General features: G+C 43.5%; 23 protein-coding genes, 1 rRNA gene and 1 pseudogene. 13 read left to right on the top strand and 12 right to left on the bottom strand.

The genetic code is table 11. The features are described 5' to 3' along the window. The first annotated feature begins 182 nt into the window (after positions 1–182). A complete protein-coding gene (gene mtnB, locus P5674_RS07100) occupies positions 183–806 on the top strand; it encodes a methylthioribulose 1-phosphate dehydratase (RefSeq protein WP_014275409.1) in 624 nt (207 codons plus the stop codon). Here mtnB and P5674_RS07095 read toward each other — a convergent pair. The 3 genes from P5674_RS07095 to P5674_RS07085 all read right to left on the bottom strand — a co-directional run bounded on the left by P5674_RS07095 (position 803) and on the right by P5674_RS07085 (position 3011). Then, entirely contained in the window at positions 803–2224 is a 1422-nt protein-coding gene (locus P5674_RS07095) for a permease (protein WP_216646505.1), read from the bottom strand. The genes mtnB and P5674_RS07095 overlap by 4 nt on opposite strands. A gap of 57 nt (positions 2225–2281) precedes the next feature. Then, positions 2282–2524, bottom strand: a complete 243-nt coding sequence (locus tag P5674_RS07090; RefSeq protein ID WP_014275411.1) for a thioredoxin family protein — start codon at positions 2522–2524, stop codon at positions 2282–2284. A 64-nt stretch (positions 2525–2588) separates the two neighbouring features. Continuing rightward, complete coding sequence (locus P5674_RS07085) at positions 2589–3011, bottom strand: heavy metal-responsive transcriptional regulator (protein ID WP_152088403.1); 423 nt, start codon at positions 3009–3011, stop codon at positions 2589–2591. A 214-nt stretch (positions 3012–3225) separates the two neighbouring features. On the opposite strand from P5674_RS07085, the gene P5674_RS07080 reads away from it, so the two are divergent. Further along, a complete protein-coding gene (locus tag P5674_RS07080; protein ID WP_006619658.1) occupies positions 3226–3855 on the top strand; it encodes a precorrin-8X methylmutase in 630 nt (209 codons plus the stop codon). Here P5674_RS07080 and P5674_RS07075 read toward each other — a convergent pair. Both P5674_RS07075 and dapB read right to left on the bottom strand, forming a co-directional pair. Continuing rightward, positions 3852–4559, bottom strand: coding sequence for a hypothetical protein (locus P5674_RS07075; RefSeq protein WP_006619657.1), 708 nt, complete (start codon positions 4557–4559; stop codon positions 3852–3854). The two genes, P5674_RS07080 and P5674_RS07075, sit on opposite strands and share 4 nt — an antisense overlap. Before the next feature lie 89 nt (positions 4560–4648). Continuing rightward, positions 4649–5476 carry a 4-hydroxy-tetrahydrodipicolinate reductase gene (gene dapB / locus P5674_RS07070; RefSeq protein WP_006619656.1) on the bottom strand — a complete coding sequence of 276 codons (828 nt, stop codon included), beginning with the start codon at positions 5474–5476 and terminating at the stop codon, positions 4649–4651. Between the two features lie 131 nt (positions 5477–5607). Between dapB and P5674_RS07065 the strand changes: the two are divergent. From P5674_RS07065 to P5674_RS07045, 5 genes and pseudogenes are all read left to right on the top strand, one after another. Further along, positions 5608–8145 (top strand): annotated as a pseudogene (locus P5674_RS07065) (EAL domain-containing protein). A 111-nt stretch (positions 8146–8256) separates the two neighbouring features. Then, on the top strand, positions 8257–9390 hold the full coding sequence (locus tag P5674_RS07060; protein ID WP_014275414.1) for a redoxin domain-containing protein: 1134 nt from the start codon (positions 8257–8259) through the stop codon (positions 9388–9390). A 70-nt stretch (positions 9391–9460) separates the two neighbouring features. Continuing rightward, a complete protein-coding gene (locus P5674_RS07055) occupies positions 9461–10294 on the top strand; it encodes a nuclease-related domain-containing protein (RefSeq protein ID WP_014275415.1) in 834 nt (277 codons plus the stop codon). 11 nt (positions 10295–10305) lie between these two features. Continuing rightward, positions 10306–11280 carry an ABC transporter ATP-binding protein gene (locus P5674_RS07050; protein ID WP_006619652.1) on the top strand — a complete coding sequence of 325 codons (975 nt, stop codon included), beginning with the start codon at positions 10306–10308 and terminating at the stop codon, positions 11278–11280. A gap of 65 nt (positions 11281–11345) precedes the next feature. Continuing rightward, complete coding sequence (locus P5674_RS07045; protein ID WP_014275416.1) at positions 11346–12377, top strand: ABC transporter ATP-binding protein; 1032 nt, start codon at positions 11346–11348, stop codon at positions 12375–12377. A 3-nt stretch (positions 12378–12380) separates the two neighbouring features. Here the strand turns inward: P5674_RS07045 and P5674_RS07040 are convergent, their stop codons facing one another. Then, positions 12381–12578 carry a heavy-metal-associated domain-containing protein gene (locus P5674_RS07040; RefSeq protein WP_062945732.1) on the bottom strand — a complete coding sequence of 66 codons (198 nt, stop codon included), beginning with the start codon at positions 12576–12578 and terminating at the stop codon, positions 12381–12383. Positions 12579–12759: 181 nt separating this feature from the next. Between P5674_RS07040 and P5674_RS07035 the strand changes: the two genes are divergently transcribed. From P5674_RS07035 to P5674_RS07025, 3 genes are all read left to right on the top strand, one after another. Continuing rightward, positions 12760–13446: a class I SAM-dependent methyltransferase gene (locus P5674_RS07035; RefSeq protein ID WP_315669893.1), complete on the top strand. Its 687-nt coding sequence runs from the start codon at positions 12760–12762 to the stop codon at positions 13444–13446. Beyond that, a complete protein-coding gene (locus tag P5674_RS07030) occupies positions 13430–14374 on the top strand; it encodes an alpha/beta hydrolase (RefSeq protein WP_315669892.1) in 945 nt (314 codons plus the stop codon). The genes P5674_RS07035 and P5674_RS07030 overlap by 17 nt, the downstream gene beginning before the upstream one ends. A gap of 61 nt (positions 14375–14435) precedes the next feature. After that, entirely contained in the window at positions 14436–16148 is a 1713-nt protein-coding gene (locus P5674_RS07025) for a DUF262 domain-containing protein (protein ID WP_014275419.1), read from the top strand. Between the two features lie 17 nt (positions 16149–16165). On the opposite strand, the gene P5674_RS07020 is transcribed toward P5674_RS07025, so the two are convergent. From P5674_RS07020 to P5674_RS07010, 3 genes are all read right to left on the bottom strand, one after another. Continuing rightward, positions 16166–17059 carry a fructosamine kinase family protein gene (locus P5674_RS07020; RefSeq protein ID WP_315669891.1) on the bottom strand — a complete coding sequence of 298 codons (894 nt, stop codon included), beginning with the start codon at positions 17057–17059 and terminating at the stop codon, positions 16166–16168. A 109-nt stretch (positions 17060–17168) separates the two neighbouring features. After that, on the bottom strand, positions 17169–18065 hold the full coding sequence (locus tag P5674_RS07015; RefSeq protein ID WP_315669895.1) for an AEC family transporter: 897 nt from the start codon (positions 18063–18065) through the stop codon (positions 17169–17171). Between the two features lie 101 nt (positions 18066–18166). Further along, positions 18167–18856, bottom strand: a complete 690-nt coding sequence (locus P5674_RS07010; RefSeq protein WP_014275422.1) for a SanA/YdcF family protein — start codon at positions 18854–18856, stop codon at positions 18167–18169. 275 nt (positions 18857–19131) lie between these two features. Here P5674_RS07010 and rrf point away from each other — a divergent pair. After that, positions 19132–19248: ribosomal RNA gene (gene rrf / locus P5674_RS07005) — 5S ribosomal RNA — on the top strand. Positions 19249–19316: 68 nt separating this feature from the next. Next, complete coding sequence (nadC, locus tag P5674_RS07000; protein ID WP_014275424.1) at positions 19317–20231, top strand: carboxylating nicotinate-nucleotide diphosphorylase; 915 nt, start codon at positions 19317–19319, stop codon at positions 20229–20231. A 2-nt stretch (positions 20232–20233) separates the two neighbouring features. On the opposite strand, the gene P5674_RS06995 is transcribed toward nadC, so the two are convergent. Next, positions 20234–21424: a class I SAM-dependent methyltransferase gene (locus P5674_RS06995; protein WP_014275425.1), complete on the bottom strand. Its 1191-nt coding sequence runs from the start codon at positions 21422–21424 to the stop codon at positions 20234–20236. Between the two features lie 200 nt (positions 21425–21624). Between P5674_RS06995 and P5674_RS06990 the strand changes: the two genes are divergently transcribed. Then, on the top strand, positions 21625–22824 hold the full coding sequence (locus tag P5674_RS06990; protein ID WP_062945737.1) for a WecB/TagA/CpsF family glycosyltransferase: 1200 nt from the start codon (positions 21625–21627) through the stop codon (positions 22822–22824). 52 nt (positions 22825–22876) lie between these two features. Here P5674_RS06990 and P5674_RS06985 read toward each other — a convergent pair whose 3' ends face one another. After that, positions 22877–23821 (bottom strand): glycosyltransferase family 2 protein, encoded by a 945-nt coding sequence (locus P5674_RS06985; protein WP_062945738.1) that lies wholly within the window; start codon positions 23819–23821, stop codon positions 22877–22879. A 62-nt stretch (positions 23822–23883) separates the two neighbouring features. Continuing rightward, positions 23884–26425: glycosyl hydrolase family 28-related protein (locus P5674_RS06980; RefSeq protein WP_315669890.1), on the bottom strand; the 2542-nt coding region annotated here is incomplete at its 5' end.

Genomic DNA, 26425 nt, shown 5'->3' with positions numbered 1-26425 from the left:
GGGCGGGTTCCGCAGTTAATTAGAAGACCCACCGACCATATTAATAAACCCGCCCCTCTCACCGACCATATTAATAAACCCGCCCCTCTCACCGACCATATTAATAAACCTGTCCCTCTCACCGACCATATTAATAAACCTGTCCCCACCCACCCGGTAATTAATGGATAATGGATAATGTAATGAATACAGACCCCCGTGAATCTTTAATTGAAGCATCTCGCCAATTTTATCAGCTAGGATGGATGGCTGGGACGGCTGGTAATTTGTCGGCTAGGGTGGAAGATGGCAGTTTTTGGATTACTGCTAGTGGTAAACAAAAGGGGAAATTGGCGGCGGATGATTTTGTGCGGGTTTCTCTCACGGGGGAATTGCTAGAAACCCCTAAGCCTGAGAATAAACCCTCAGCGGAAACGAGTATCCATCAGGCGATTTATTCCTGTTTTCCTGATGCTAAAGCCTGCTATCATGTCCATTCGGTTGAGGCGAAATTGGTGACTAATTTTGTGGAAGGAGACCAATTGCCTTTACCTCCGATTGAGATGTTAAAAGGTTTGGGGGTGTGGGAGGAAAATCCCCAGGTGTTTATGCCGGTTTTTAAAAACCATTTACAGGTTCCCAAAATTGCTAAAGAAATAAGCGATCGCTTTCACCAAGAACCCCCGCAAGTCCCGGCTTTGTTAATTCGTAATCATGGGGTGACAGTCTGGGCTAATTCCGCCGCCGAAGCGGAAAATCATGTAGAATTAGCCGAATATATCTTTAGATATATTGTAGCAGCCCGTCAGGTAGGCATCAAGTTTTAAAACATCGCCATAATCCCCCCATAGATGATACCACTAATGGTAGCCATAGCGACGACCAGCGCCACAAAGACGACAGTTTTTTGGGTGCCGATAATATTACGAATAACCAGCATATTAGGAAGGGATAAAGCCGGACCTGCTAATAATAAAGCCAAGGCGGGTCCGTCTCCCATACCATTACCAATTAATCCCTGTAAAATGGGCACTTCTGTTAAGGTAGCAAAATACATAAAAGCACCAGCGATCGCCGCAAAAAAATTCGCCCAAATGGAATTACCACCCACCGCCGTAGCGACCCATTGAGAAGGAATTAAGGCTTCCTGACCGGGACGACCTAATAAAGCGCCCGCAATTAATACCCCTAGCAATAATAGGGGTAAAATTTGTTTAGCATAATCCCAGGAAGACTCAAACCATTCTCCCGCCTCATTTTTATCGGTACTGGTCAACCAAGATAAACCGACCACGGCAAAACTAAAGGCAATCAAAGGGTATTGATGGAACTGTAATGATAATACCACAGTGACAGCACCAATTAACAAAACTTTTCCCAGGTTGAGATTTAACCAAGCGACTAAAATGGCAGCCAAGGCGATACCAAACAAGCCAGTTATCCACCATTTTAAGGAATAGATAAGATACCACAAACCAGTATTAACATCTGGCGGACTCCAATTAGCAAAAACTAGGATACCGACCAGGACGGCAAAAAATACGGCATTTTGCCATAAGGGGCGAGTCTCTTCGGGTTCAGACAACAGGGAAGCGGCTTTGACTTTTTCGATTTCTTCATGGCGGAAAAACCACTGCATTGATAAGCCGATAATAATGCTAAAAATAATGGCACAAATTGCCCTGGCTAGACCTAATTGCCATCCTAAAACTCTAGCAGTGAGAATAATGGCTAGAACGTTAATGGCGGGTCCTGAGTACAGAAAAGCGATCGCCGGACCCAAACCCGCCCCCATGCGGTAAATTCCGGCAAATAAAGGGAGTACAGTGCAGGAACAAACTGCTAAAATCGTACCGGATACAGAGGCGACACTATAAGCCAGCCAAGGGTTAGCCTTGACTCCCAGATATTTCATTACTGAGTCTTGGCTAATGAAAACGGCGATCGCACCCGCAATAAAAAACGCCGGAATTAGACACAGCAAAACGTGTTCTTGAGCGTACCAGCGGACTAGATAAAGAGACTCCCAGAAGGCATTTTGTAGCCTTTCCGACTGTTGTATGGCTTCTACAGGGAGATAAAAGCACAGTAAAAATATAGCGATAATGAAGGCGAGAGGCTGCCACTGTTCCTGCCAAAAAGTGGAAATTCTCATGTGTTTACTCCGGGCGATTTTCCGCAGTTTAGATGTATAAAAAAAACCTGGTGGAAAGGGTAAAATTGTGGGCAATTTTCGGCAAGACATGGTATAATGAGATGGGATAATCCCAACGCACCAGGTTTCCTAGGGTATAGACTTAAATTAAGGTTTGAGATGAGTTTGGATCTGTTCAGGGGTGGCTACTTTCCCCTGACTGACTACCACATCATTAATCACCAAGGCGGGAGTTTTCATAACTCCTCGTTCAGCTATTTTGATGGGTTCGGTAATGTGTAAAACTTCCGCGTCGATATTTAGGGAGGCGATCGCCTCTTTAGCGTTGGCTTCTAGTTGCTGACACTTTTTGCAGCCAGTCCCTAGGACTTCGATTTTGACAGCAGTCATGATTTGAGTTCTCCTGAACTATAACTGATGCCGACTATTGTAGAGCTTATACTTAGGTATAATGTCAAGGGGTAGGCGGATGTTTGTGGCTATAATTATCTAGGATGACACATTGTTGGTGGGAATTAGTGCGATCGAGATTAGTCTGACATTCCTGCACTAGGGGCAATAATTCATCATGTAAGGCCTGTAATTGGTCAATTTTATCGCGAATTTGAGTAAGTTTACAATTCAAACGTTCATAAACAGCCTGACAAGTAAGCGATCGCTGATTTTTCAGTTCTAAAATATCCTTAATCTCCAGCAAAGTTAAGCCCAAAGACTTCGCCCTAATAATAAAGCCAATTCTCTGCAAATCCTCCTGAGTAAATAGGCGATAACCCGCCTCATTCCGTTGAGGAGAAGGGATTAATCCTCTCCGTTCATAAAAATAAATCGTTTGTGGATTAATTCCCAAAATATCAGATACTTCACCCACCTTAAACATAAGTATTTCCCCCCTAGCCGACAGAAAGCTAATTTTTGCAATACTTGACCAGAGCCAGCCATGTCCTTAATAAAGTTATCGATAAAACTGCCCTAAATCGCAAATCTTTGATAAGATACCCCCATAACCGATAATAAAGAGGCGCAACCAGCGCCACTGTGGTTCTGGCTAACACCGGAACCAATTATAGGACACCCAACAGCGGCGAGTCAGGATGGAATGGCATATCACCGATGCCCAAAGTTTGGGTATCATCGATCGCGAAATCGGTACTCATGTGTTTTCTCCCGCAGAGTACGAAATTGTCCGGCGGGTGATTTACACCACGGCCGATTTTGAATATAAAAGCCTTGTGCGCTTTTCAGACCAAGCCCTGCAAGCCGGAGCAGCGGCTCTAGCTGCCCGTACTACAATTATAGTAGATGTACCCATGGTGCAGGTGGGTATCACTCCCCAAATTTTGTCAACCTTTGCTAATCCAGTGTACTGTTCCCTGGACACGGTGACTCGACCCCAACGGGAAAAAAGTCGCACAGCTTGGGGTATTCAAACCCTAGCCAAACGTTATCCAGAGGGAATTTTTGTCGTGGGTCAGGAACAAACGGCCCTATCAGGGTTAGTAGATTTAATTGAGGCTGAGGAAATTAAACCCGCCTTAGTCATTGCTACGCCATCGGGGTTTGTGGGGGCGGATGTAGCCAAATCGCGCTTAAATGATTCTATGGTATCTCATATCCGTATAGACGGCCGCAAGGGTAGTTCAGTGGTCGCTGTAGCCATAGTTAATGGCTTGGTAGACCTAGCTTGGCAAGCCTACGGCAGAAATGAGTCAGGAGGCGGTTAATCATAGGCTTGCTGACGGGGAGAGGGAGTCCGACGAGGCGATCGCGATTGGGGACGGCCATAACGCGATCGCATCTCCCGGGTAATTTCCATAAACATATCCCGCCGTAAATAGGGATATGACCCCACCCAAATATTTTGACTAGGAATATACACATCAGATACCTCATTAATGCTGCTGAGGTCATCCAGATAGGAAGTTACCAACATCACCGCCACCTGACCCCGACTAAGTCGTTTATGGTTGCGGTTAAGGGGGGCTTCAATTTTCACCACAAACCCGGTCTTATCCCCCACTTCTACATTAATCCGCCGCTCTAAGTTTTCAATGATAATTAAATCACCCTTAGAGTTAACAGATTCCTGCTCATTAGTTACCGCTTCGGAAATATAATAATCCAAAACTTTACCCTGCCAAAATCCACAATAGGGATATTTGCGAAACTGGCGATTTCGTATACTAGCGTCCCAAATGGGACCCCACAGCCAATATAAAGCAAACATCACCAAAGGAATTAACAAAATTTGCCGGCCTTCAAATTGTACTGATAACTCCACTAAGGCGAGAATTAACGTCCCCACAGCGGACACTAACAATCTTCTGATAAATTGCGATGGTTTCCCCCAACAGTGTTGATACTGTTCGCTAGTAGCCACAGCCGGGACGAGTTCATGGAAAGTTTGACGGGTGAGTGGAATTAGCATAGAATCAACGCCTAATATGAGCAATGCCTAATCTGAGACACAATCCAGGGGCGGGTAGTCATTAATCATCCATTATCCATTATCCACGATTAGAGAATTTTCTCTAATCCATACACCAAACTTTTCAGGGATAAGACTTGACGAATTGCCAGCAAGACACCGGGCATATAGCAACCGCGATCGGTGGTATCGTGGCGGAGGGTATAAATTTGACCAGCCGCCCCAAAAATTACCTCTTGGTGAGCAATTAAACCAGGTAAACGTACACTATGAATGCGGATTTGTTCATCAGCGATCGCACCTCTAGCGCCGGGTAGTTGTTCGGTTTCTTTAACTTGGCTTTGGTTATAGGTTTTCCCAAACTCTGCCAACATTTGGGCAGTTTTAACCGCCGTGCCGCTAGGTGCATCAGCCTTTTGATTATGGTGTAACTCAATAATCTCTACATGGTCAAAATATTGAGAAGCAGCGATCGCCGCCTGTTGTAAAAGTACAATGCCAATGCAAAAATTAGGAATCAATAAACATCCCATGCTGGCTTTATCAGCAAATTCGGCCAAATCCTGAATTTGGGCTTCACTTAACCCAGTAGTCCCCACCACCGGACGGACACCATAGGCGATCGCCGCCCGAATATTGTCATATACTGACTCTGGGTGGGTAAAGTCCACCATCACCGCTGGCTGCTTTTCCTGGGCCGCCATAGCCAGCATTCCTTCGCGATCGTTTGTAATGGGAATCTCTAAAGGTTCCATCCCCGCCAAGGTTCCAGCATCTTCATTCAGATAAGCCGGATTTCTATCAATCGCCCCCAACAGGGTCATATCCTGTGCAGCAGCCACCGCTTTGACCACCTCGCGACCCATTTTACCGCCAGCACCATTGACCACCACTGGAATTGGAAATTGACCTACCATGACTTTAAACCAGAAACATCCTTGATTAGACTATTATTAGACTATCCAACCACTTTCTGTCTATAGAAGCTAGAGAACTGCCCCATCTAAATTGGGTATGATAGAATGGGGTAGTCCATTTCTGCTGATTAATGCTGCGTCACAACTCTGCTTCCCAATGGTCACGGCTATCTCAATGGCGATTGCTGGTCTTACGAATTACTCCCCCATTGTGGTTGATTATTAGCCTCACCAGCACCTTATTACTAACTGGGATTAAACTCAGGGGAGATTTGCAACCAGTAGAATTGAGGTTGTTTGACGGGTTAGTTCGCCTCCGACCCGAATCGGAACCTGATGACCGCATTTTGATTGTAGCCATTACCGAATCAGATATTGCCGCCCAAGAACAATGGCCTATGTCCGATGCCGTATTAGCCCAAGTTTTAGCTAACCTACAACAGCATCAACCGAGGGCGATCGGTTTAGATATATATCGGGATCTACCTCACCCACCAGGTAGCGCCGAACTAGGTCAACAGTTCCAGGCTCCTAATATATTTGGCATTACCAAAATTGGCAACCCCGACAATCCCAGTATTCCCCCCCCTCCTCAACTACCACCCAAGCAAATTGGCTTTAATGACCTAATTCTCGACCCAGACGGGGTAGTGCGCCGCCAACTGTTATTTGCTGAATCCCAGGGAAATACCTTTTTTTCCCTCGGTTTACGATTGGCATTACATTATCTCAAATTTGAGGATATCGAACCCAAAAATTATCACAAAAAGCCCGAATATATGGAGTTAAATAATCGGGTATTTGTGCCTTTAAGGTCTCATAATGGGGGCTACTCCAATATTGACGATCGCGGTTATCAAATCCTGCTCAACTATCGGGCAGTTCAACCCGCCCCCGTCGTCACCTTGAGCCAAGTCTTAGCCGGTACAGTTTCCCCGGATTTAATTAATGATAATATTGTCTTAATCGGAGCCACTGCACCCAGTATTAAAGACGAATTTTTTACCCCCTATAGTGTCAGTGAATCCACAGCACCGAAAATGCCAGGTGTTTTTATTCATGCCAATATAGTTAGTCAGATTTTAGGGGTAGATTCCGGTAATTCTCAGACCTCTAATTTATTCTGGTTTGTGCCTCAGTGGGTAGAAATTATCTGGTTGAGTCTTTGGGGAATTTGTGGCGGTTTCCTGGCTTGGCGTATCCACCATCCAGGAATGCAAGGATTGTACTTTTTCCTAGGGATATTCACAATTTTTGGCACTACCTACGTCCTGTTTTTGTTTAATGCTTGGATTCCCCTAGCTTCTCCGGTTTTAGCCCTGACTTTAGCCGCCACTGGGGTAATTGCTTATAAACAAATTCATAACTTCCTTCATGATTCCTTAACTGGATTGCCTAATCGTTCCCTATTTCTCGATCGCACTCAACAAGCGATCGCCAAATCTCAACGGAATAAATCTATCTGTGGCGTATTATTTATTAATGTTGATAATTTCCGCCTAATTAATGACAGCTTAGGAGACTTAGCCGGTGATCAACTGCTCCTCCAATTAGTAGAAAGACTAAAAAATTCTGTCCGATTAGGGGATACTATAGCACGTTTGGGCGCTGATGAATTTGCCATTTTGCTGAGGAATTTACAATCAGTAAATAATGCGACCATCGTGGCTGAACGCATCCAAAAAGACTTAACTTATCCCTTTATTCTCAATGGTCATGAGGTATTTAAAACCGTGAGTATTGGCATTGCTTTAGCCGATACAGCCGAAACTCGCGCCGAAGATTTACTCCGTAATGGTAACACCGCCATGCTGAGGGCGAAGTCTCTCAAAAATATTCGATATCAAGTATTTGAACGCACTATGCAGGTGGGTGGCTTGGATCGCCTGCAATTAGAAACTGACCTGCGTTTAGCCGTAACCCGTGGGGAATTTGTCATGTATTATCAACCTGTCATTTCCTTAACAACTCGGGAAATCGTCGGTTTTGAAGCCTTAGTACGTTGGCAGCATCCTCGTCAAGGCTTGGTGACACCAGAACGGTTTTTAAAAGTCGCTAAAGAAACCGGATTAATTATTCCTATTGGTCGCTGGGCTATGCAAGAGGCTTGTCATCAATTGGCAATTTGGCAGCAGTCTTTAAAATCTGATTGTCAGATTATTGTGGGCGTGAATTTATCGGGCAGACAGTTTATTCACCCTGATTTAGTTACTGAAATTCAGGGAATTATTCAAGATTCGGGCATTGACCCCAGTGGCTTACGATTGGAGATTACCGAAAGCGTGATTATGGATGATGTGGAAGCTACTATTCGCCTCCTTCATCAGTTAAAGAATTTGCAAATCAAGTTAAGTATTGATGATTTTGGCACCGGGTTTTCATCCCTGGGTTATTTACCTCGTTTTCCCGTGGATGTCCTGAAAATTGACCGCTCATTTATTGCTCATATTGGGGAAGCCACAGAGGTGGAAAATTTGGCAATTGTCAGAACTATTTTGATGTTAGCATAGGCTTTAAATTTAGATGCGATCGCCGAAGGAGTAGAAACCCCTGAACAATTGGAACAATTGCGATCGCTCGGTTGTGAATATGCTCAAGGCTACTATTTCCAAAGACCTATATCGGCTGACCATGCTACACAATTCTTTACATCTCATCCCCATTGGTAAATACATTTTTGGGAACCAATGCCCTAATATTTACGTCACCAGTTGAGTCGATTTTGTGATCACCTCTTTGATTGAGGTCAAAAATATCTAGGAGTTTATTCTTTTGATGTCATGGTTCATTCTACTTCTATTCTCACCGTAGGCGATCCGGCTCCCTGGTTCAGTTTACCGGACTCCAACGGCAAAAATATTGTCCTCCGTTCCCATGCTGGGAAACCAATTCTGTTAGTATTTTATGCAGGGGATCAAATCTCAGAATGCGAAAAAATCGCTTGTCGATTGCAAGATATTATGTCCCTGTGCGATCGCTTTGATCTTCAGATTTTTAGCATCAGTCTCAACCCCCCCTCAACTCGCAAAACCTTCGCCGAAAATCATCACCTTAATTATTCCTTACTCTCCGATTTCAAAGGAGAAGTTAGCACCAAATACGGAGCCTATATTTGCGACGGCAAAAATAGCAACACCATCGTTTATAACCGTGTCGCTTTCCTGCTCGATCGCAATCTTCGCATTCTCAAAATTTACCCATTACATCCCCTCGAAGAATTTACCCAAAAATTCCTAGGAGAAATTCAAGATTTAGTCGCCCAAGAACCTCCTCGCCTCATCAAAATGCAGGCTCCTGTGTTGCTAATCCCTAAAGTTTTGGATTTACGTTTCTGTCGGGAACTCATCCATATTTGGGAAACTCAAGGTAATGATGAATCAGGGTTCATGAAAAGAGAAGGAGAAAAAACCGTCGGCTATGTTGACCCCAGTTTCAAGCGACGGCGCGATCACTTTATACAGGACGGACCCGTTAAAAATTACATCGATTCTATTATGCAGCGCCGGGTATTTCCCGAAATTCTGCAAGCCTTTCAATTCCAGCTAACTCGCCGTGAATGCTACAAAATAGGCTGCTATGATAGTGAATCAGGGGGCTTTTTCCGACCCCATCGAGACAACACCACTGGGGGAACATTGCATCGGCGATTTGCCATGACTATTAACCTTAATGCTGAAGAATACGAAGGTGGTTGTTTAAGATTTCCTGAACACGCACCCCATTTGTATAAACCTGCCACAGGGGATGCTGTCATCTTTTCCTGTTCGACCATGCACGAGGCTACTGATGTGACATCAGGGCGACGTTTTGCCTTGCTTTCTTTCTTCTATGGTGATGAAGATGCCGAAAAACGCAATGCTTACGAAAACCGGGTCAGAAATGATTACAGTCGTGTCATTAAGCTGAATGCTTAATTAAGCATCATTTGGGGGGTTAAGTTAGCCCCCTATTTTGTGAAGTTTAACCAGGGTGAGAATTAATTTTATGAAAGTTCTAAAGCAGTCGCCATCTCTGAAAGCTAAATTTAAGCAAAATATTAATCGCAAAGTATCCAGCCAACGGGAGGAAGCTAGTCAGGGTTTGGGTGGTGGTTTCTTGGGGATGATAGGCGCAGGAGTATTTGAATTTAAGCAAATCCGAAATCAAGTTAAGGGTAGTTTAGGGGAAAATTTAATTGCTCTGTTGCTGATGACCTTTCCTGATAATTGGGTATTATTTAAAAATGCCCTGATTCCTGCTACTTCTGGCAGTTTAACAGAAATTGATTTGCTAGTGATTGGGAACCGAGGTATTTTTTTAATTGAAGTGAAAACCTGGAAGGGTTCCTTGGCGGCTAATCAAGATAACTGGAAACGGCGTGAGGGTTCCCAGTGGGTTCCTGTATCTAACAGTCCTACTTCCCAAAGTCTTTATCATCAACAGATGTTTCAGCGGTGGATTTTTTCAGAAATACCTGACTTACCTACTGATTGTATTACTGCGCCGGTGGTTTTTCCTATAGCTAAATGGGTGGGGGCTAAAAATTGTTCTGTGCCAGTTTTAACGAGTATGACAGATTTAATATCGATGATATCGAAATCTCCCGCATATCTCACAGATGAACAGGTTTTTAGGATTAGTAAACATATCCAAGAATATGAATTGTCACCCTTATCTAAACCGCAACCGCAACCGCAACCAGAAACGAAGCCTAAGCCTAAGCCTCGCAATTCTCAACCGGAACCGGAACCGGAACCGGAACCGGAACCGGAACCTAAGCCTAAACCTAAGCCTAAACCCAAACCTAAGCCTAAGCCTAGGTTAAAAAAAGATATGTAAATCAATTTTTAATGATGATATCACCACTGCTACAAGTTAAAAATTTAGAAACTCGTTTTATCACGACTGATGGGGTAGTTAAGGCTGTTAATGGCATTTCCTATCATGTTAATGCTGGGGAAACTCTTGGCATTGTCGGAGAATCGGGTTCGGGGAAAAGTGCGGGAGTGTTATCAATTTTGCGGCTAATTTCTGCCAATTCTGGCCGGATTTCTGGGGGAGAGATTTGGTTTGAGAAGCAGGATTTACTTAAAGTCAATAAATCGGCATTAAGAAGGATTCGGGGTAACAAAATTTCGATGATTTTTCAAGACCCGATGACTTGCTTAAATCCGGTTTTAACTATTGGTAAACAAATTACTGAGGCTATACAAGTGCATTCTGGGGCTACTAAATTAGAGGCACAACAACAGGCGATCGCCCTTTTAGAAAAGGTCGGTATATCGTCAGCAAAACGCCGACTTGGTAGCTATCCCTATCAATTCTCTGGGGGAATGCGACAGCGAGTTATGATTGCTATGGCATTAGCCTGTCATCCACAATTATTAATTGCTGATGAACCGACAACCGCCTTAGATGTAACTGTGCAAGCCCAAGTTATTGAGATGATTAAACAGTTGCAAAATGAAATGGGAATGGCGGTAATTTGGATTACCCATGATTTAGCACTTTTGGCGAGATTTGCCGATCGCATTTTAGTCATGTATGCAGGTCAAATTGTCGAAGAAGCGCCCGTTAATCAACTCTATAAGCATCCTCGTCACCCCTACACAATGGGATTGTTAAAAAGCCTCCCCCGTCCTGACCGCGACATGGGAGAGACTCTCCCGGCTATCCCAGGGACTCCCCCAGATTTGATTAACTATCCTCAAGGTTGCCCCTTTGCGCCTCGATGTCAATATGCGATCGACCGTTGTTTTCAGGAAGATCCGATTTTAGAATTAGTCGCCACCCATCATCAAGTCGCCTGTTGGGTTAAACCATGACTTGACAAAAGGATGATTTTATGCTACCTAAAATCTATCTATTTTCTTGGAATTTTTGATACCTGATGGTTGCCAAAACACACCCCAGTAAGCCAGAAACAGATACCCTATTAAGGGTTGAGAATTTGCAGGTACACTTTCCAGTCAGTGGGGGTATATTTCGACAGAAACAGGTAGGGATAATTAGGGCAGTAGATGGTTTAACATTTGAGATAAAACGGGGTGAAACTCTTAGTTTAGTTGGGGAGTCTGGCTGTGGGAAAAGCACTACAGGTAGGGCGATTTTACAGCTTCAAACTCCCACAGGTGGCCAGGTTTATTTTAATGATATTGATCTGACTAAATTAGATGCCCAAAAGTTGCGGATCATGCGCCGCCAAATGCAGATAATTTTCCAAGACCCCTACGCTTCCCTAAATCCGCGAATGACCCTAAAAAAAATCATTGGGGAACCCCTATTAATTCATAGATTAGCTAAGGGTGAATCCCTGATTAATCGAGTGCAAGAGTTATTAGAATTAGTGGGACTGAATCCCCAATTTATTAATCGTTATCCTCACGAGTTTTCGGGTGGTCAAAGACAGCGAATAGCTATAGCTAGGGCTTTAGCAGTTGACCCGGATTTTTTGGTCTGTGATGAACCGATCGCCTCTTTGGATGTTTCTATTCAAGCACAGGTGGTTAACTTAATGCGATCGCTACAAAAACGCCTGAATTTAACCTATCTATTTATCGCCCATGATTTAAGTATAGTCCGCTACATTTCCAGCCGGGTAGCAGTCATGTATTTAGGTAAAATAGTGGAAATAGGGGAGTGCAATTCTGTCTATGATTATCCCCTTCATCCCTATACTAAAGCGTTACTTTCTGCTGTTCCTATTCCCGACCCAGAAATCGAAGCCAAACGGGAACGAATTATCCTGAAAGGAGATGTTCCCAGCTTTTTATTACCCTCGTGTGGATGTCGATTTTATAGCCGCTGTCCCTCGGCGAAATTAGTTGGCGATCGCTGTCGGGTCGAGGAACCCCAATTGCGAGAAATTAACCCCGGACATTTTGTTTCCTGTCATTTATGGGATTCCCAAAACCCTCTATAAATCCTATGATTCTGTAGTATGACCAGCTTTAGCGATCGCCGCCCTTAGCGCCGACTCAGAAGCAGTTGCTTCCACAGTCACCACCTTTGTATTTAAGTCAATATTGACAGTAGCATCACTATCAACAGTATGAATAGCCTTGGTTACACTGTTAGCACAAACATCACAAACCATTGAAGAAACCGTAAGTTTTATAGTCATAACTAGCCTTGTAAAATACCCGTATAGTATAGCATTATAGTAGGATTTGAGAATTGTATTAAGAGAAATCCCCTCAAATCCAGGTAAATATCATAACCTGAGACCTCCCGAATCACACTGATAGGCTATAATCGTAAATATCCATACTTAATCAATGTTCCATTATAGTCTTAGTTAACCCATGTCTCTAGTTCCTCCTAACAATCTCAGGCAAAAAATTATCGAAATGGTCGAAAATTCTCAATCCCATCCTACCGCATGGTTTGAAACCCTTTATGCTGAATCCCAAGGCGATCCGTCTTTGATTCCTTGGGCCACATTGGTGGCTCATCCCCAACTGCAACAATGGCTAGAAAATCATGCAATTGAGGATGATAATAAAACCGCTTTAGTGTTGGGTTGCGGGTTAGGAGATGATGCGGAAGCCTTAGCAGATTTTGGCTTTCAGGTGACAGCTTTTGATATTTCTCCAACAGCGATCGCTTGGTGTCGCGAAAGGTTTCCCAATTCTCAGGTAAATTATACAGTCGCCGACTTGTTAGACCCCGATCATAATTGGCGAGAAAAGTTCGATTTTGTACTCGAATCTAGGATTACTCAATCCATGCCTTTACAAGTCCGATCCCAAGCAATTAAGGCGATCGCCAATCTGGTAGCTCCCGATGGTATTTTATTGTTAATTACCCGATTTCGTGACACCGAAGCCGCACCGGACGGCCCCCCATGGCCTTTATCTGAGGCAGAATTATCAGCCTTTAAAACCTGCGGCTTGACCGAAATAAATCGCCATGAATTTGTAGCCGAAAACCGTCCTGATGCCCGGCAATTATGTATTGAATATAAATCAATAAATGAACCCTTCAGTTAATCCCGAAACCCAATCATTTCTCAATCATGTATCAGCATCTAATCACCCCCCAATTAGTGCCATGGAACCCGCCGAATTGAGAAACCTTAATCAGATGTTTGTTAAAGCCAGTCACCCACCGGAAGCGATCGCCAAAGTCGAAAATCGCACCATTGCGGGTCTCGGTGGAGAATTACCAATCCGCATTTACACCCCCAAGGGAAACCAACCCTTTCCGGTTCTAGTTTATTTCCACAGTGGCGGTTATGTAATCGGTAATTTAGACATGGTAGATAGTATTTGTCGCAGCCTCGCCAATGGCGCAGAATGTGTGGTTGTCTCAGTAGACTATCGCCTCGCACCAGAACATCCATTTCCAGCCGCCATTGAGGATGGTTTGACCGCGACGGAGTGGGTGTTTAATCAGGCTAAAACTTACAACTGGGATAGCGATCGCATTGCGGTGGGGGGAGAAAGTGCGGGGGGAAATTTAGCGGCGGTGGTAGCCTTAAAACGGCGAGATAAAAAACTAGCCCCCCTAGTTTATCAATTGTTAATTTATCCTATAACTCAGGTAGAAATTGACAGCGAATCTCGCCGCCTATTTGCCGAAAATTACTTTCTGAGAACCGATGATATTAGGCATTTGTGTAGTTTTTATATCACCAACCCTGCTGATAAAAATAATCCCTATGCTTCCCCCCTGTTAGCCGAAGATTTATCAAATTTGCCTCCCGCTTTGATTATCACTGCGGAATTAGACCCCCTACGGGATGAAGGACAGGCTTATGGCGATCGCCTCCAAAAAGCCGGAGTTCCCGTCAAAATATCTTGCTATTCAGGAACCATTCATGCTTTCATTAATTTAGCCAAATTTATCAGTCAAGGACAGGAAGCACTAGCCGAATGTGCGATCGAATTAAAACAGGGATTTTCCCATAAAAGTTAATCCCATCTATTCTGCGCCCATTTACCCGAATTTAATCATCAGCCAGAGGTGATAATTAATCATGGCAACCCTAAATTTCCACACCACCAACACCACCTTCCGCCAACTTCTGGGTAATGGCTTAATCTATCATGTACCTCCCTTTCAGCGTGACTATTCCTGGGGAAATGACGAATGGGACGACCTGTGGCAAGATCTGACTGCTTTATTTGAAGAAGATAGCGAACCCGCTCATTATATGGGCTACCTCGTGCTACAATCATCTGATAGCAAACACTTCGATATTATTGATGGTCAACAACGAATGACTACCATCAGTATTATGATCCTGGCTGGTTTGTCTTATTTACAAGATTTAGTGAAGGCGGACTTGGATGCACTCAACAACAGTCGCCGCCAATACCAACTGCAAAATAGCTACATTGGTTATGTCGATCCTGTCACCCTCATTCCCCAATCAAAACTCAGACTAAATCGCCATAATGATCGTTTTTATCAAACCTACCTAGTCCCCCTAGAACCCCTCCCTCAACGAGGTCTAAAAGCCTCTGAACATCAACTACGCCAAGCATTTATTTGGTTTAAAGAAAAAATCAGACTCCGACTGGGAAATCAATCTGATAGTGGACAAAATTTTGCGGCTTTTATTGATTCCCTAGTAGACAAACTCTTTTTTACTGTGATCACCGTTACAGATGAATTGAACGCTTTTAAGGTTTTTGAAACTCTTAACGCCAGAGGGGTGCGTCTTTCCGCCACGGATCTACTCAAAAACTATTTATTTTCACTCATTAGTAACGCAGATACCCATGATATAGAAATGCGTAGCCTCGAAGATAAATGGGAGCGGATTGTGGGTTTATTGGGTAGTGAGAGTTTCCCGGAATTTCTGCGTATTTTTTGGAATAGTCGCCATAGACTTGTCCGTAAATATGATCTGTTCAAAATCATTCGACGACAGGTGAAAAGCCGTAAAGATGCCTTTGGCTTAGTCCGCAGTTTGGAGCATGATGCTGGGGTTTATGCGAGTCTTGGAGACCCATATGATGCTAGTTGGAAACCCGATGAAAAACAAGCCTTAAAGCAACTGTTAATGTTTCGTGTGCGTCAGCCTTTGGCAATACTGTTAGCTTGTTATCATCAATTTTTTGACAACGATAGAGATGCCTTTACCCGCATTCTGAAAGCGATCGCTGTGATTTCATTTCGCTATAATGTTATTTGCAACTTGCAGACCTATGAACAAGAACGTTTGTATAATGAGATTGCTGTGAAGGTTTCCCATGGTCACTATAAGACTGCTGAGGAAGTTTTGGCGGCGCTGGGTGTTGTGTATCCAGATGATCATCAGTTTAAGGGAGCTTTTACTCAAAAAGAACTCCGCACTACGGATACTCGCCATAAGAAAATTGTCCGCTATATTCTCTTTGAAATTGAGAAACAGCGCTCCGGGAAAGCGTTTGATTTTGAGAGTTCCACCTATAATTTAGAGCATATTCTCCCGGAAAATCCCTCGGATGCCTGGGCTTATATCGAGGAAAGTAAACAGGAACGCTTAATCTACCGCCTCGGTAATATGACCCCCCTCGAAGCGACTAAAAACCGTGAAGTTGGCAATCAGGATTATGGGACTAAGCGGGATGTTTATGCCCAGAGTAATTTTGAAATTACTAAAGCGATCGCCGAACATTATGATACCTGGGATGAACATAAAATTGAGTCTCGGCAAAAGCGATTAGCTGCCATAGCTGCGGGCATTTGGCGCATTGGGTAAATTGAGAATATCAGCGACTAAACACTTGAACGTAAAATTTGCTGAATCATCTGATTGGCTTGGGAACCATAACTGCCACCAAATAGGTTAAAATGATTCAAAATATGGTAGAGATTGTAAAGAATTTTGCGGCGAGAATAACCTTTATCTAAAGGGTAAATTTGATTATAGCCCTGATAAAATGCGGGGGAAAATCCGCCAAATACTTCGGTCATGGCGATATCAACTTCTCGATCGCCAAAATAGGCAGCCGGGTCAAAAATCACAGGTTCTCCATCATGGGTAACAGAGGCATTACCCCCCCATAAATCCCCATGCACTAAAGCGGGTTTAGGGTGATGACCGGACAACAATTCTGGTATTTTGTCAAGGAAGCGATCGCTATTTTCAAAAGTTCCTCCCCGCCGTCTGGCGAGTTTCAGTTGATAACCAATGCGATGATCTCGCCAAAACTCTCCCCAGTCAGTAGTCCAGGTATTAATTTGAGGAGTTGATCCGATCGTGTTGTTGATATCCCAACCAAACTGTTGATATCCCCGATAGTCTGGCTGGGGAGTCCACTGGTGTAGTCGCGCCAATTGCCGCCCCATTTTCTCCATAGCCTGAGAATTGCTACGACCCCCTAGCTCTAACCATTCTAGGACGATATAAGCAGAATTGCCAGCAGTACCCCAACAAATGGGTTTAGGGACGCGGATAGTTTGGGTTTCCCACATTTGTTTAACTCCCCAGGCTTCCGCTTCAAACATGGCAACCTGAGAGGCGCTATTGAGTTTCACAAAATAGCTGCGATCGCCATCATTAAGGCGATATCCCTGGTTAATGCAGCCACCACCTACAGAAGTAGGGTTATTAGCTGTAAAGGTGTGGGAGGTAGCAGTGGTTATGTGTTCGCAAATTTGATTCCACATGGTAATTTTTAGCGATCGCTTCAGGCTATATTTTAGATCAACTGTGACTCGGCTCTGAACAACCCCATGGGATTATCGGAATTTCCGCCATGAAATCGGGGGTCATATTTTAGGCGATCGCTTTAATTCCCCATAATACCAAAGGCAGAGTTAGGAACGATAATATAGTAGAAACTACCACCACGCGGGCGGTGCGTACTTGGTCGCCGCCAAATTCATTAACCATCAGAAAAGCCGTGATAGCTGTCGGCATAGCACTCTGTAAAATTAACACCTGTAAATCCAAATCACTGAGTCTTAATAGGGAACCCACACCATAGGCAATAATCGCACCACCGATTAATCTGAGAAAACTGGCTCCCACTTCATAAAGGCTAATTTTCCAGTGACTTTCGGCAATTTCTAACCCCAACAATAATAAGCCGAGGGGAATAGCCGATTCCGCTACTAAATTCAATCCCTTATCAATATTAAAAGGCAATTCTATGGGCAGTGCGTAAAGTACCAAAGCCGCGATAATTGACCAAAATAGGGGTAATCTGAGGGTGAATTTTAAGGATGATTGCCAACCTCCCCCTTTAATGATAGCTGGCGCTGTGATTAAAACTACTAAATTCCAGGCGATTAAATAAACAATCGCCCTTTCTAGTCCGGCTTCTCCTAAAGCTAAGAGGGTGACAGATAACCCCATATTGCCAACATTTGATAGGGAGGTGGTGGCAATTAAACTTTTTTCGGTTGACCGAGACAGGTTTAAATAACGTGCGATCGCCCAAGCTACCAAACACAATGATATATAAGTCAAAATAAACCCTATTCCCATTCCTGCCATATTTTGGGGGGTAAGACTTGTCCGATATAGTGTATCAATAATCAGTATGGGAAACAGAACATACAGCAGCAGACGGGATATGGTTTGGCGATCTATAATCAGGGTTTTACCGGCAATAAAACCAATCATAACAATGCACCCAACGGGGATAACAGCAGAAAATAAAGCAATCATCAAAGGTGGTAAAGGCTGCCAAAAACCAGCCAGATATGATCTGACTGCTATACTTTGGCGATAGTCTAACGCAACTCCAGACAATTGGGGAAGGTATCAGACTAATACATTCCCTCAAAGGGTCCTAGGAAGGTGGGTTTAGGGCGAAGAATATGGACTTGGACAACAGCTTTGACAACGGCTAGAAGTTCTCGGCGGGTATAGAATCGCATGGAATCATCCCGAAATTTGCCCCAGTCCGGTGTGCCAAAACCGATCGCATCAATCCCTAAACGATTGCATATATACACCGCGCGGGGTAGGTGGTATTGTTGGGTGATTAGTACCGCCGTCTCGATGCCAAAAATTTCCCGGGCGCGATAACAGCTTTCGTAGGTACTAAATCCCGCATAGTCCAGGCGAATGTCGTTTGAGGGAACTCCTTGGTCGATCGCATATAGCTGCATGGCCACCACTTCGTTATATTCGGGAGTGCCATTGTCTCCGGTCATTAAAATCTTTTCAACCCGTCCCAGTTTGTACAGGTCGATCGCCCCCTGAATGCGATCGGCTAACATCGGTGTAGGGGTTCCATCAGCCCAAAGTCCCGCCCCAAAGACGATCGCCACAGGTTTTTCTGGAACATCGGCGATCTCAGTATAGCGACGAGTTTGGGTGAGCAAGTTAATATATAAGTTCAGCACAAATGGCGTGAGCAGTCCGCCAATAACTGATAACACCAATAATAAACGCCAGTGTATTATTAACCATTTAGGGAACATAGTTTGGATCTGAGCGTAGAAGTTCAACATTTTACCAAAAAATTGCAGTAGCCGGGGAGCCTAGCTGATTTTTATAATTTACCCCCCCAGTTGCCTAGTTTCGGCAACATTCCCGAAATATAAACTATTCCCAGATACGGGAAAAATCCCTGTGGGAGAGGGTTTGACATAAATTTGCCAAAAATTTGCTCAAAGGGGTTGACATATATCTGATAACCTACTACTATTATTAATTGTGCGAGGGAAACAAGCAAGAGCGACAGCGAGAGCGAGTTTCCGGCAACCTCGAAAGATTTTAAGTCTTTCCTGGTGTCTATGGCTCAGTGGAACCACACCGATCCATCCCGAACTCGGATGTGAAACGCTGAAACGGCGAAGATACTTGGCGGGTAGCTGCCTGGGAAAATAGCAAGATGCCAGGATTAATATAAACTATAGCTTCCTTCCAGTGATAAACGGAGGGAGGCTTTAGTTTTTAAGGAAAAATCCCATGAAGAAACCCAAATCAGCAATTTTACCGCCCTGGATAGTCCTAGACCCTCTGCTAAAACAGTGGTTAACGGAAGATATTGGTAGGGGCGATCGCACTACTGATGGTCTGTTGAGGGGGGAAAATTTATGGGGAACAGCCCATTGGGAGGCGAAAGCCCCAGGAATTGTGGCGGGGTTACCAGTGGCGGCGCGGGTTTTTCAACTGTTAAGCGATCGCCTTCAGGTGAAACCAACGGTTAAAGATGGCGATCAGTGCGATCGTGGACAAGTAATTCTACAATTAGAAGGACCCCTAGATGCTTTGTTGATGGGGGAAAGGGTAGCCCTAAATTTGGCGATGCGACTGAGTGGGGTAGCCACTTCCACAGGTGAATATGTCGATGCGATCGCTGATTTACCGACTCAACTGGTGGATACCCGCAAAACTACCCCAGGACTGCGACTGTTGGAAAAATATGCCATTCAAGTCGGGGGGGCGAAAAATCATCGCATGGGACTTGATGATGCGGTTTTGATTAAAGATAATCATATTTTGGCGGCTGGGGGTATTGAAAAGGCGATCGCCCTAATTCGCGAAACTATGCCTTATCCTCTGACTATTGAGGTGGAAACCGAAACTATTGAACAGGTGAAAACGGCGGTAAATGCGGGGGCGGATATTATCATGTTAGATAATATGTCCCTAGCTATGATGCAAGAGGCGATCGAGATTATTCGCCAGTATAATAGCCGCATTAAAATTGAAGCATCGGGAAATATTACCCTACAAACTATTCGCCAAGTTGCCGAAATTGGTGTTGATTATATCTCCACTAGCGCCACTATTACCCGTTCCCCCTGGTTAGATATCAGCATGAATTTGGGACCTGGAAACTTGGGGATTAATGACCCTTCCAAAATTAGAATGATTTAACCTCAAACATCACAGCGCACTTGACAGGATGTTAAACCCAGATCCTCTAGCATCTGGGTGATTTCCTGTTCATAAATAGGGTTCATAATAATCACCACATCTGGTTTATAGTCTACTAAAAATGCAGGAGGGACAATTTTTTGACCAGTTCCCGCTACATACATTCCCTGTTTGCGAGGGTTAATATCAACAACATATTCAATGGCTGTCTTGGCGGCTTTCATAAAGTTTAAGAATGTCACACCTTTGGAACCACTGCCCCAAATCACCACCCGCTGACCTTGATTAACCATATCTCCTAGTTTTTGTTCCCACTCTGATAACTTATCCTCAAACTTTTGTGAAAATTCAGCAATGGTGTTAGCTAACTGATTAACCTGTTCGGTTTCGGGTTTAATGGTGCTATGGGTATCAAGATTAGGCTGGGCTTCCAGACATAAAAATTGCCCTCGGAATTCCTCCGTTATTTGTTTAACCTCAAAACCACAGGATGAGAAAGCATAGCCTAGGCTGACGGGCGCAAAATAACAGCAATGTTCATAAATAATATCCCAAACTGCCAGATTACGAAAGATATCTAAGGCATTGGGAACCTCAAAGAAAATTCCGGTTTCTGGTTTATTTCCCACTATTTGTGCGAGGGATTTTAGCAGGTTTGTGGGGGTGGGTATGTGTTCTAATGTGTGGCGACAGCAGATAAAATCTCCTTGGTAATTAGCATATTTTTCCGAATATAAATCCTGAATAAATGTCAGGCGATCGCTAAATGCTTCATGGTCAGCTAAAGGCACATAAGTCGGGTCAAAACCGATGCCGCGATTGTTCCCTAATTCACACAATAGGCTAAGAAATTCACCTTTACCACATCCAATCTCAATAATAATCTTTTCCTGTAAATTGTAGGTATTGATTAATCTGGTAGCTAAATTATGAGCATACTGCTGAAACCGAGGGGAAAAATCCAGAGCATTTTCATAAACTTGGGTATATTCTAAACGTTCTGGATCAAAAGCTATATTATCAATAAAACCGCAATCTTGACAAAAAGCCAGTTTCAAGTCGCCACGATTACAATTAATAGCCCCATCACGCTCCGACCATAATATATTACAAAAAACCGGAATATCCAACATTTCCCAAAATACTTGGCGATGTTCCGAACCGCATACCGGACAGATAGATTTTTCTAGCATAGTTAGAGGTGCTAATATTTACCTACTAACATATCATTGTCCTCATGATTTGCCTAGTCAGGTTTCCTAAGAAAGATACAAATCACAATCTAAGTTAATCAAACTTGATTTGCCAAAAAGCTATGGAGTCGATTATACTGGCAGTAAACCTATGGCTTGATTTTTTTTAAACTTAGTTATATTCAAGTTATATATCAACTATGAGCTTACCTATTCGCCAAGTTAAAGTTGTAGGATCTTATATTACAGCTCTCCAGTTCAGCGACCAAATCGAAACTATTTTGGAGTGGGGTTCTCGGCGACAAAGCCGAGTCGTTTGTGTAGCAAATGTTCATATGCTGATGGAAGCCTATTGGAATCCTGTATTTGCTCGGATCTTAGAAAATGCTGATATGGTGACTCCTGACGGAATGCCTCTAGTCTGGATGATTCGGCAAGTAGGTATTCCTCAAGACCGGGTAGCAGGAATGGATATGCTCCTTAGTCTGTGTAACTTAGCACCTTTATATAACGTCAGCGTTTTTTTCTTAGGTTCTAAACCAGAAGTGCTGGAAAAAATGCAAACCAAGATGAGCCATGAATTTCCCCGTTTAAAAGTCGCGGGGTTTAAATCTTTGCCATTTCGCCCCCTGACTCCGGCCGAAGATGAGGCATTAATCCAAGAAATTCACAATAGTGGGGCGGGGTTAGTCTTTGTTTCTCTGGGATGTCCTAAACAAGAAAAATTTATTCATCAGCATCGCGGCAAAATTCGGGCTGTGATGATCGGAATTGGGGCGGTATTTCCGGTTTATGCTGGTTTTCAGACTCGCGCCCCAGAGTGGGTGCGAGAGTCCGGGTTAGAATGGTTTTACCGATTAGTTCAAGAACCCAATCGTTTGTTTGGTCGCTATGCTAAGACAATTCCGCCGTTTATGTTATTAGCAACTAAACAACTATTAACTGAGTATCATTGGTTAAACCGGGTTAAAAAACAATACTCGGAAATTCCTAGTAATGTATTGATTGAATCGCCTAGGGGTTTAATTTATCGACCTGTGGGGCGTGTCTTACAAAGGGCGGGTTTACTTTCCCCAGATCAAGTACAGATGGTTTTACAAACTCAGCGAGTCCGAAAAAACCTGCGTTTTGGAGACATTTTAAATTCTCAAGGTTTACTGAAACCGGAAACGATAGAGTTTTTCACTGAGAAGTTACCAGAATTAGCTCTTAACAGAGAACAGCATCCTTTAGGATACTATTTAAAATCAGCGGCTTTATTAAATGAAAAGCAAATTGATATGATTTTACAAAACCAACATAAAACCGGACTCAAGTTTGGAGAAATGGCTATTAATAAGGGATGGGTTAAACCGGAGACTGTGGACTTATTTTTAGAGTTTATGGAACCGAAAATTTAATTAATAGGTTATGAGCATCAAAGGGGGAAAGTCTTTGATGGCTTGAGCCAATTTAAGTGTTTTGGGTTTTTTGGAAATATACACTAGGGGCTTGGACAGCAGCTTGCATCAACTCAAAACCGAGCCTTTTCCACTTCCAAGAGACCCACCTACCCATTTGACCATAGCAATATAGCTTTTCGGAAAATTTGATAGGAACCCGATTAATCACTTTGATATATTCCCATAAAAGCGTCCAATTTGTGAGTGCAAACTTTCTAGTTGTCTGAGAGTTATACCAATTCAAAAGAGCCGAACTACCAGCATCTTTGCGGATGGCTCGTGAGGTTTGGGAATGCTCTCTATAAAAGAAAAGAGGTTCGGGAATTTCATAAAATTCTCCCCGCAGCGCCAACTCAGCCGCCAAGGGTAAATCTGCCCATATATAATCTCCAATTAGCTGAGTTTTTCTAAGTTCATCACTTCTCATTAACCCAAATACCATGTGTCCTGGCATATACTTACGTTCTTGCCAAAGGTCATGATATTGTTTAAATCGCTCCGTTGGTTTTGGCGATCGCAAATTGAGAATATCAGCATGAGATTTCAGCGGATTTCCTTGTTCATCAATCCAGTATTCTTGAGGGTAACACAAAACAGTAGACGGGTGAGTATCCAAGGCTTCTACACAGCGTTCTAAAAACTCGGGAGCATATAAATCATCGTGTGCTGCCCACTTAAAATATTCAGCGGTAGACAATTCAAAAGTTCGATTATAATTTTTAGCAGCACCCAAATTTTCAGGATGGCGATAATAACGGATACGCTTATCCCTAGCGGCATAATCTCGGCAAATTTCCTCGGTCCGGTCTGTGGAAGCATTATCACAAATAATCAGTTCAAAATCATCAAAAGTCTGAGACAATAGACAATCTAAAGTTTCCTGTATAAAATTTTCCCCATTGTAGACAGGTAGACCAATGCTAACGCGGGGATGAGGAGGATAAGTTTGTGCCATGTTTTACCTGTAGCCTCTTATGTGAACAACCGTCAATAAACCAGGAATGCTGTAATTAGGGATTACACATAGACAAACGAGGAACTATTCAAACTGATATTGTTGACTCCTTGCACAATACCAATAAGTTCATCAGTAACATCACCTTTATAGAAGATAGCCAACCCAGTAGGTAAACCTTGGGGACTATCTGCCAGGCGATAATCTTCTGAGCTACCGTGAAGCTGAATCACATCATTGTTAAAATCAGTAATCAGAGCATAATCTTGCCAACCGGGTTGGTCATCAATGCCATCATCATAGTAAACAGAATTACTATCACCTAAGACAAAGGTATCAAAACCGCCATTTCCTGTCAATATATCTATTTGTCCGCGTCCCGGAGTGGCGGAATTGGGGTCTGTTCCATTCAGCCAATCATCGCCTTGAGTACCAACTATGGTATTAATGGGAACGCGATTTAAAGAGGTAGAACTGTAGTAGCCAGGAAGTCCCACAGTTCGTCTGGTTTCCAGGTTCTGAATTTCCTCTACTCCGACAGCGGGTAAAGGCTCACCCTTGAAAGTTCGGAAACTGGCTGCGACATAGCTTAGAGAGGATTCATTATTAATAAAAACGGGGATATCTCCAAATTCTCCATGGAGGATATAAGCGCCCAAAACTTCAGTTTTTCCACCATTAACAGTCTCAACTAATGTCCCCTCATCCTCAGTTTTGTAGCCAAGAATCCACAAATTACCGCCATCATTCTTAATGCGGGGAGTGTGAATATTCTCTGGGTTAATCTGACGTGCCCAAACATTTTGATTAGTGAAAGACCAAGGACCGCCACTGATATCTTCAATATATAAATCCCCAGTTCCTTGACTGGTATTAAAATACTGATTAATAATCATATTGGACATAACCATAGTCCGATCGCTGTCTTGAATAAAGGTAATATTTGGGGCTTCCAAACGCTCCACAGAGACGACATCGGCACTGCCATCAGCGACGGTAATTGTGCCACTACCTAGAATAGTAGCTTCCGTGCCAATAAAGCGCTGTAGATTATTTCTTAACTGAAGATTACCGCCAATATTCCATACCCCATTAGGTAGGTAAACGGTACTAGCACCAGAATCGATCGCCGCCTGAATTGCCAGGGTATCATCAATGCCATCATTAGGTAAACCACCAAAAGCCAAAGGACTGACCCAATCAGATAAATCATCCCAAGGGACTACGGGAGTCGGCAAAACTTCCAGTTCAAAAGCCTGATTGGGAGCATCAAATAGGGTATTAAAGCCACCATGCGCCATCCACTCAGCCACATAACCATCAGGTTGAGACAAGTTACCTCGTCCATTATCATCCTGTCGAATAGCGAGTTGATAACCAGAGGTATTCAGATTATTAACATACATCCCTTTTTGATTATAAATAGCTGGTTGAGTGGCGGCTGCACCGACCCCGGTTAAGTTAGCATCCATAATCGTAAAATCACTGGAACCATCAGGCATATTCCAAATGACGGGAACGGCATTAGTGCTTTCTAAGTCTCGCACAAACAGAGTTTGATTAAAATTCTGCCAACCATAAACATTTTGATTAACAAGTTTAACGCCTTCGAGTGTTTGAGTAGCGGTAGGATTCCAAGTCCGAATACCGACATCAAATCCGACGACTTCGACATCCTTAACCAGTAGAGGTCCATTTTCATCGGTAGCGAGATCAAGACCGATCGCACCTTGTCCATCACGGGAAACTATGCGAACATTATTGATAGTTCCCTGGTTGTTGGCGATAAAACTAATAGCGATCGCATCTGGGTTTCCCTCGCCCACATCAACAGTCAAATCCCTGATACTATTACGGAACCGTTGAGCGGGTGGATTTCCGGTATCAATAACGGCAGTATCAAAACCCAAATTATCTTGGAGTCTAATAATAGTGCGATCGCGGCTTTCACCCTGAAGAATATTGCGCTTTTGACTACCAGGGTATGTAATCTGACCACTAACATCATAAACCCCATTAGGGAAGTAAATAATCCGATTTTGACCCGCATTCTCATTAATAGCCTGCTGAATAGCGGCAGTATCATCTATACCATCATTAGGAATCGCTCCATAATCCCTAACATCAACCACACCCGCATCAGCCGGGAACACAATATTTTGAGTTGTATTAGTGCCAAAATCAATAGTAAAACTACCCAAGGTGGCAGTTGGGACAAAATTACCCACCACATCACTAACGGCATTGGGTTCCATTATGACCGTATAAGTTCCGCCGTCGGAGACATCCCAAACGCCGCCAGAAGGTGCAATTTGATAGGTAGCATTCCGCGTGTTTCCATTGTCCTCACCGTAGACACGCACCAAACTAGCCAGTTGCTGAACCCCTAATGGTCCTATAACCCGAATATCGGCATCATCCAAAGTAGATTCTTGAATTTCCCAGTCATCAGAGTAGCTAACCGTGAAAGCATATCCGGTATCACTACCCAAGATAGGAGTCAAATCAGGAGCCAGTAAAGCCGCCGTTGGAGGTAACAGGTCGGGGGTATCTTCTGGAATAATGGGGGCGGCTGTATTGAAAAAGTAATCCACCTGGGAGGTA

The sequence above is a fragment of the Limnospira sp. PMC 289.06 genome, assembly GCF_032350395.1.
Taxonomy (GTDB): domain Bacteria; phylum Cyanobacteriota; class Cyanobacteriia; order Cyanobacteriales; family Microcoleaceae; genus Limnospira; species Limnospira platensis.
Note: the sequence above shows the minus strand (reverse complement) of the source record. Positions and strands in the feature narration are given on the sequence as shown.

Bases quoted from the DNA above. Each gene is read 5' to 3' on its own strand.
- mtnB (WP_014275409.1), top strand. From the start codon at position 183: ATGAATACAGACCCCCGTGAATCTTTAATTGAAGCATCTCGCCAATTT.
- P5674_RS07095 (WP_216646505.1), bottom strand. From the start codon at position 2,224: ATGTCTTGCCGAAAATTGCCCACAATTTTACCCTTTCCACCAGGTTTT.
- P5674_RS07090 (WP_014275411.1), bottom strand. From the start codon at position 2,524: ATGACTGCTGTCAAAATCGAAGTCCTAGGGACTGGCTGCAAAAAGTGT.
- P5674_RS07085 (WP_152088403.1), bottom strand. From the start codon at position 3,011: ATGTTTAAGGTGGGTGAAGTATCTGATATTTTGGGAATTAATCCACAA.
- P5674_RS07080 (WP_006619658.1), top strand. From the start codon at position 3,226: ATGGAATGGCATATCACCGATGCCCAAAGTTTGGGTATCATCGATCGC.
- P5674_RS07075 (WP_006619657.1), bottom strand. From the start codon at position 4,559: ATGCTAATTCCACTCACCCGTCAAACTTTCCATGAACTCGTCCCGGCT.
- dapB (WP_006619656.1), bottom strand. From the start codon at position 5,476: ATGGTAGGTCAATTTCCAATTCCAGTGGTGGTCAATGGTGCTGGCGGT.
- P5674_RS07060 (WP_014275414.1), top strand. From the start codon at position 8,257: ATGGTTCATTCTACTTCTATTCTCACCGTAGGCGATCCGGCTCCCTGG.
- P5674_RS07055 (WP_014275415.1), top strand. From the start codon at position 9,461: ATGAAAGTTCTAAAGCAGTCGCCATCTCTGAAAGCTAAATTTAAGCAA.
- P5674_RS07050 (WP_006619652.1), top strand. From the start codon at position 10,306: ATGATGATATCACCACTGCTACAAGTTAAAAATTTAGAAACTCGTTTT.
- P5674_RS07045 (WP_014275416.1), top strand. From the start codon at position 11,346: ATGGTTGCCAAAACACACCCCAGTAAGCCAGAAACAGATACCCTATTA.
- P5674_RS07040 (WP_062945732.1), bottom strand. From the start codon at position 12,578: ATGACTATAAAACTTACGGTTTCTTCAATGGTTTGTGATGTTTGTGCT.
- P5674_RS07035 (WP_315669893.1), top strand. From the start codon at position 12,760: ATGTCTCTAGTTCCTCCTAACAATCTCAGGCAAAAAATTATCGAAATG.
- P5674_RS07030 (WP_315669892.1), top strand. From the start codon at position 13,430: ATGAACCCTTCAGTTAATCCCGAAACCCAATCATTTCTCAATCATGTA.
- P5674_RS07025 (WP_014275419.1), top strand. From the start codon at position 14,436: ATGGCAACCCTAAATTTCCACACCACCAACACCACCTTCCGCCAACTT.
- P5674_RS07020 (WP_315669891.1), bottom strand. From the start codon at position 17,059: ATGTGGAATCAAATTTGCGAACACATAACCACTGCTACCTCCCACACC.
- P5674_RS07015 (WP_315669895.1), bottom strand. From the start codon at position 18,065: ATGATTGCTTTATTTTCTGCTGTTATCCCCGTTGGGTGCATTGTTATG.
- P5674_RS07010 (WP_014275422.1), bottom strand. From the start codon at position 18,856: ATGTTGAACTTCTACGCTCAGATCCAAACTATGTTCCCTAAATGGTTA.
- nadC (WP_014275424.1), top strand. From the start codon at position 19,317: ATGAAGAAACCCAAATCAGCAATTTTACCGCCCTGGATAGTCCTAGAC.
- P5674_RS06995 (WP_014275425.1), bottom strand. From the start codon at position 21,424: ATGCTAGAAAAATCTATCTGTCCGGTATGCGGTTCGGAACATCGCCAA.
- P5674_RS06990 (WP_062945737.1), top strand. From the start codon at position 21,625: ATGAGCTTACCTATTCGCCAAGTTAAAGTTGTAGGATCTTATATTACA.
- P5674_RS06985 (WP_062945738.1), bottom strand. From the start codon at position 23,821: ATGGCACAAACTTATCCTCCTCATCCCCGCGTTAGCATTGGTCTACCT.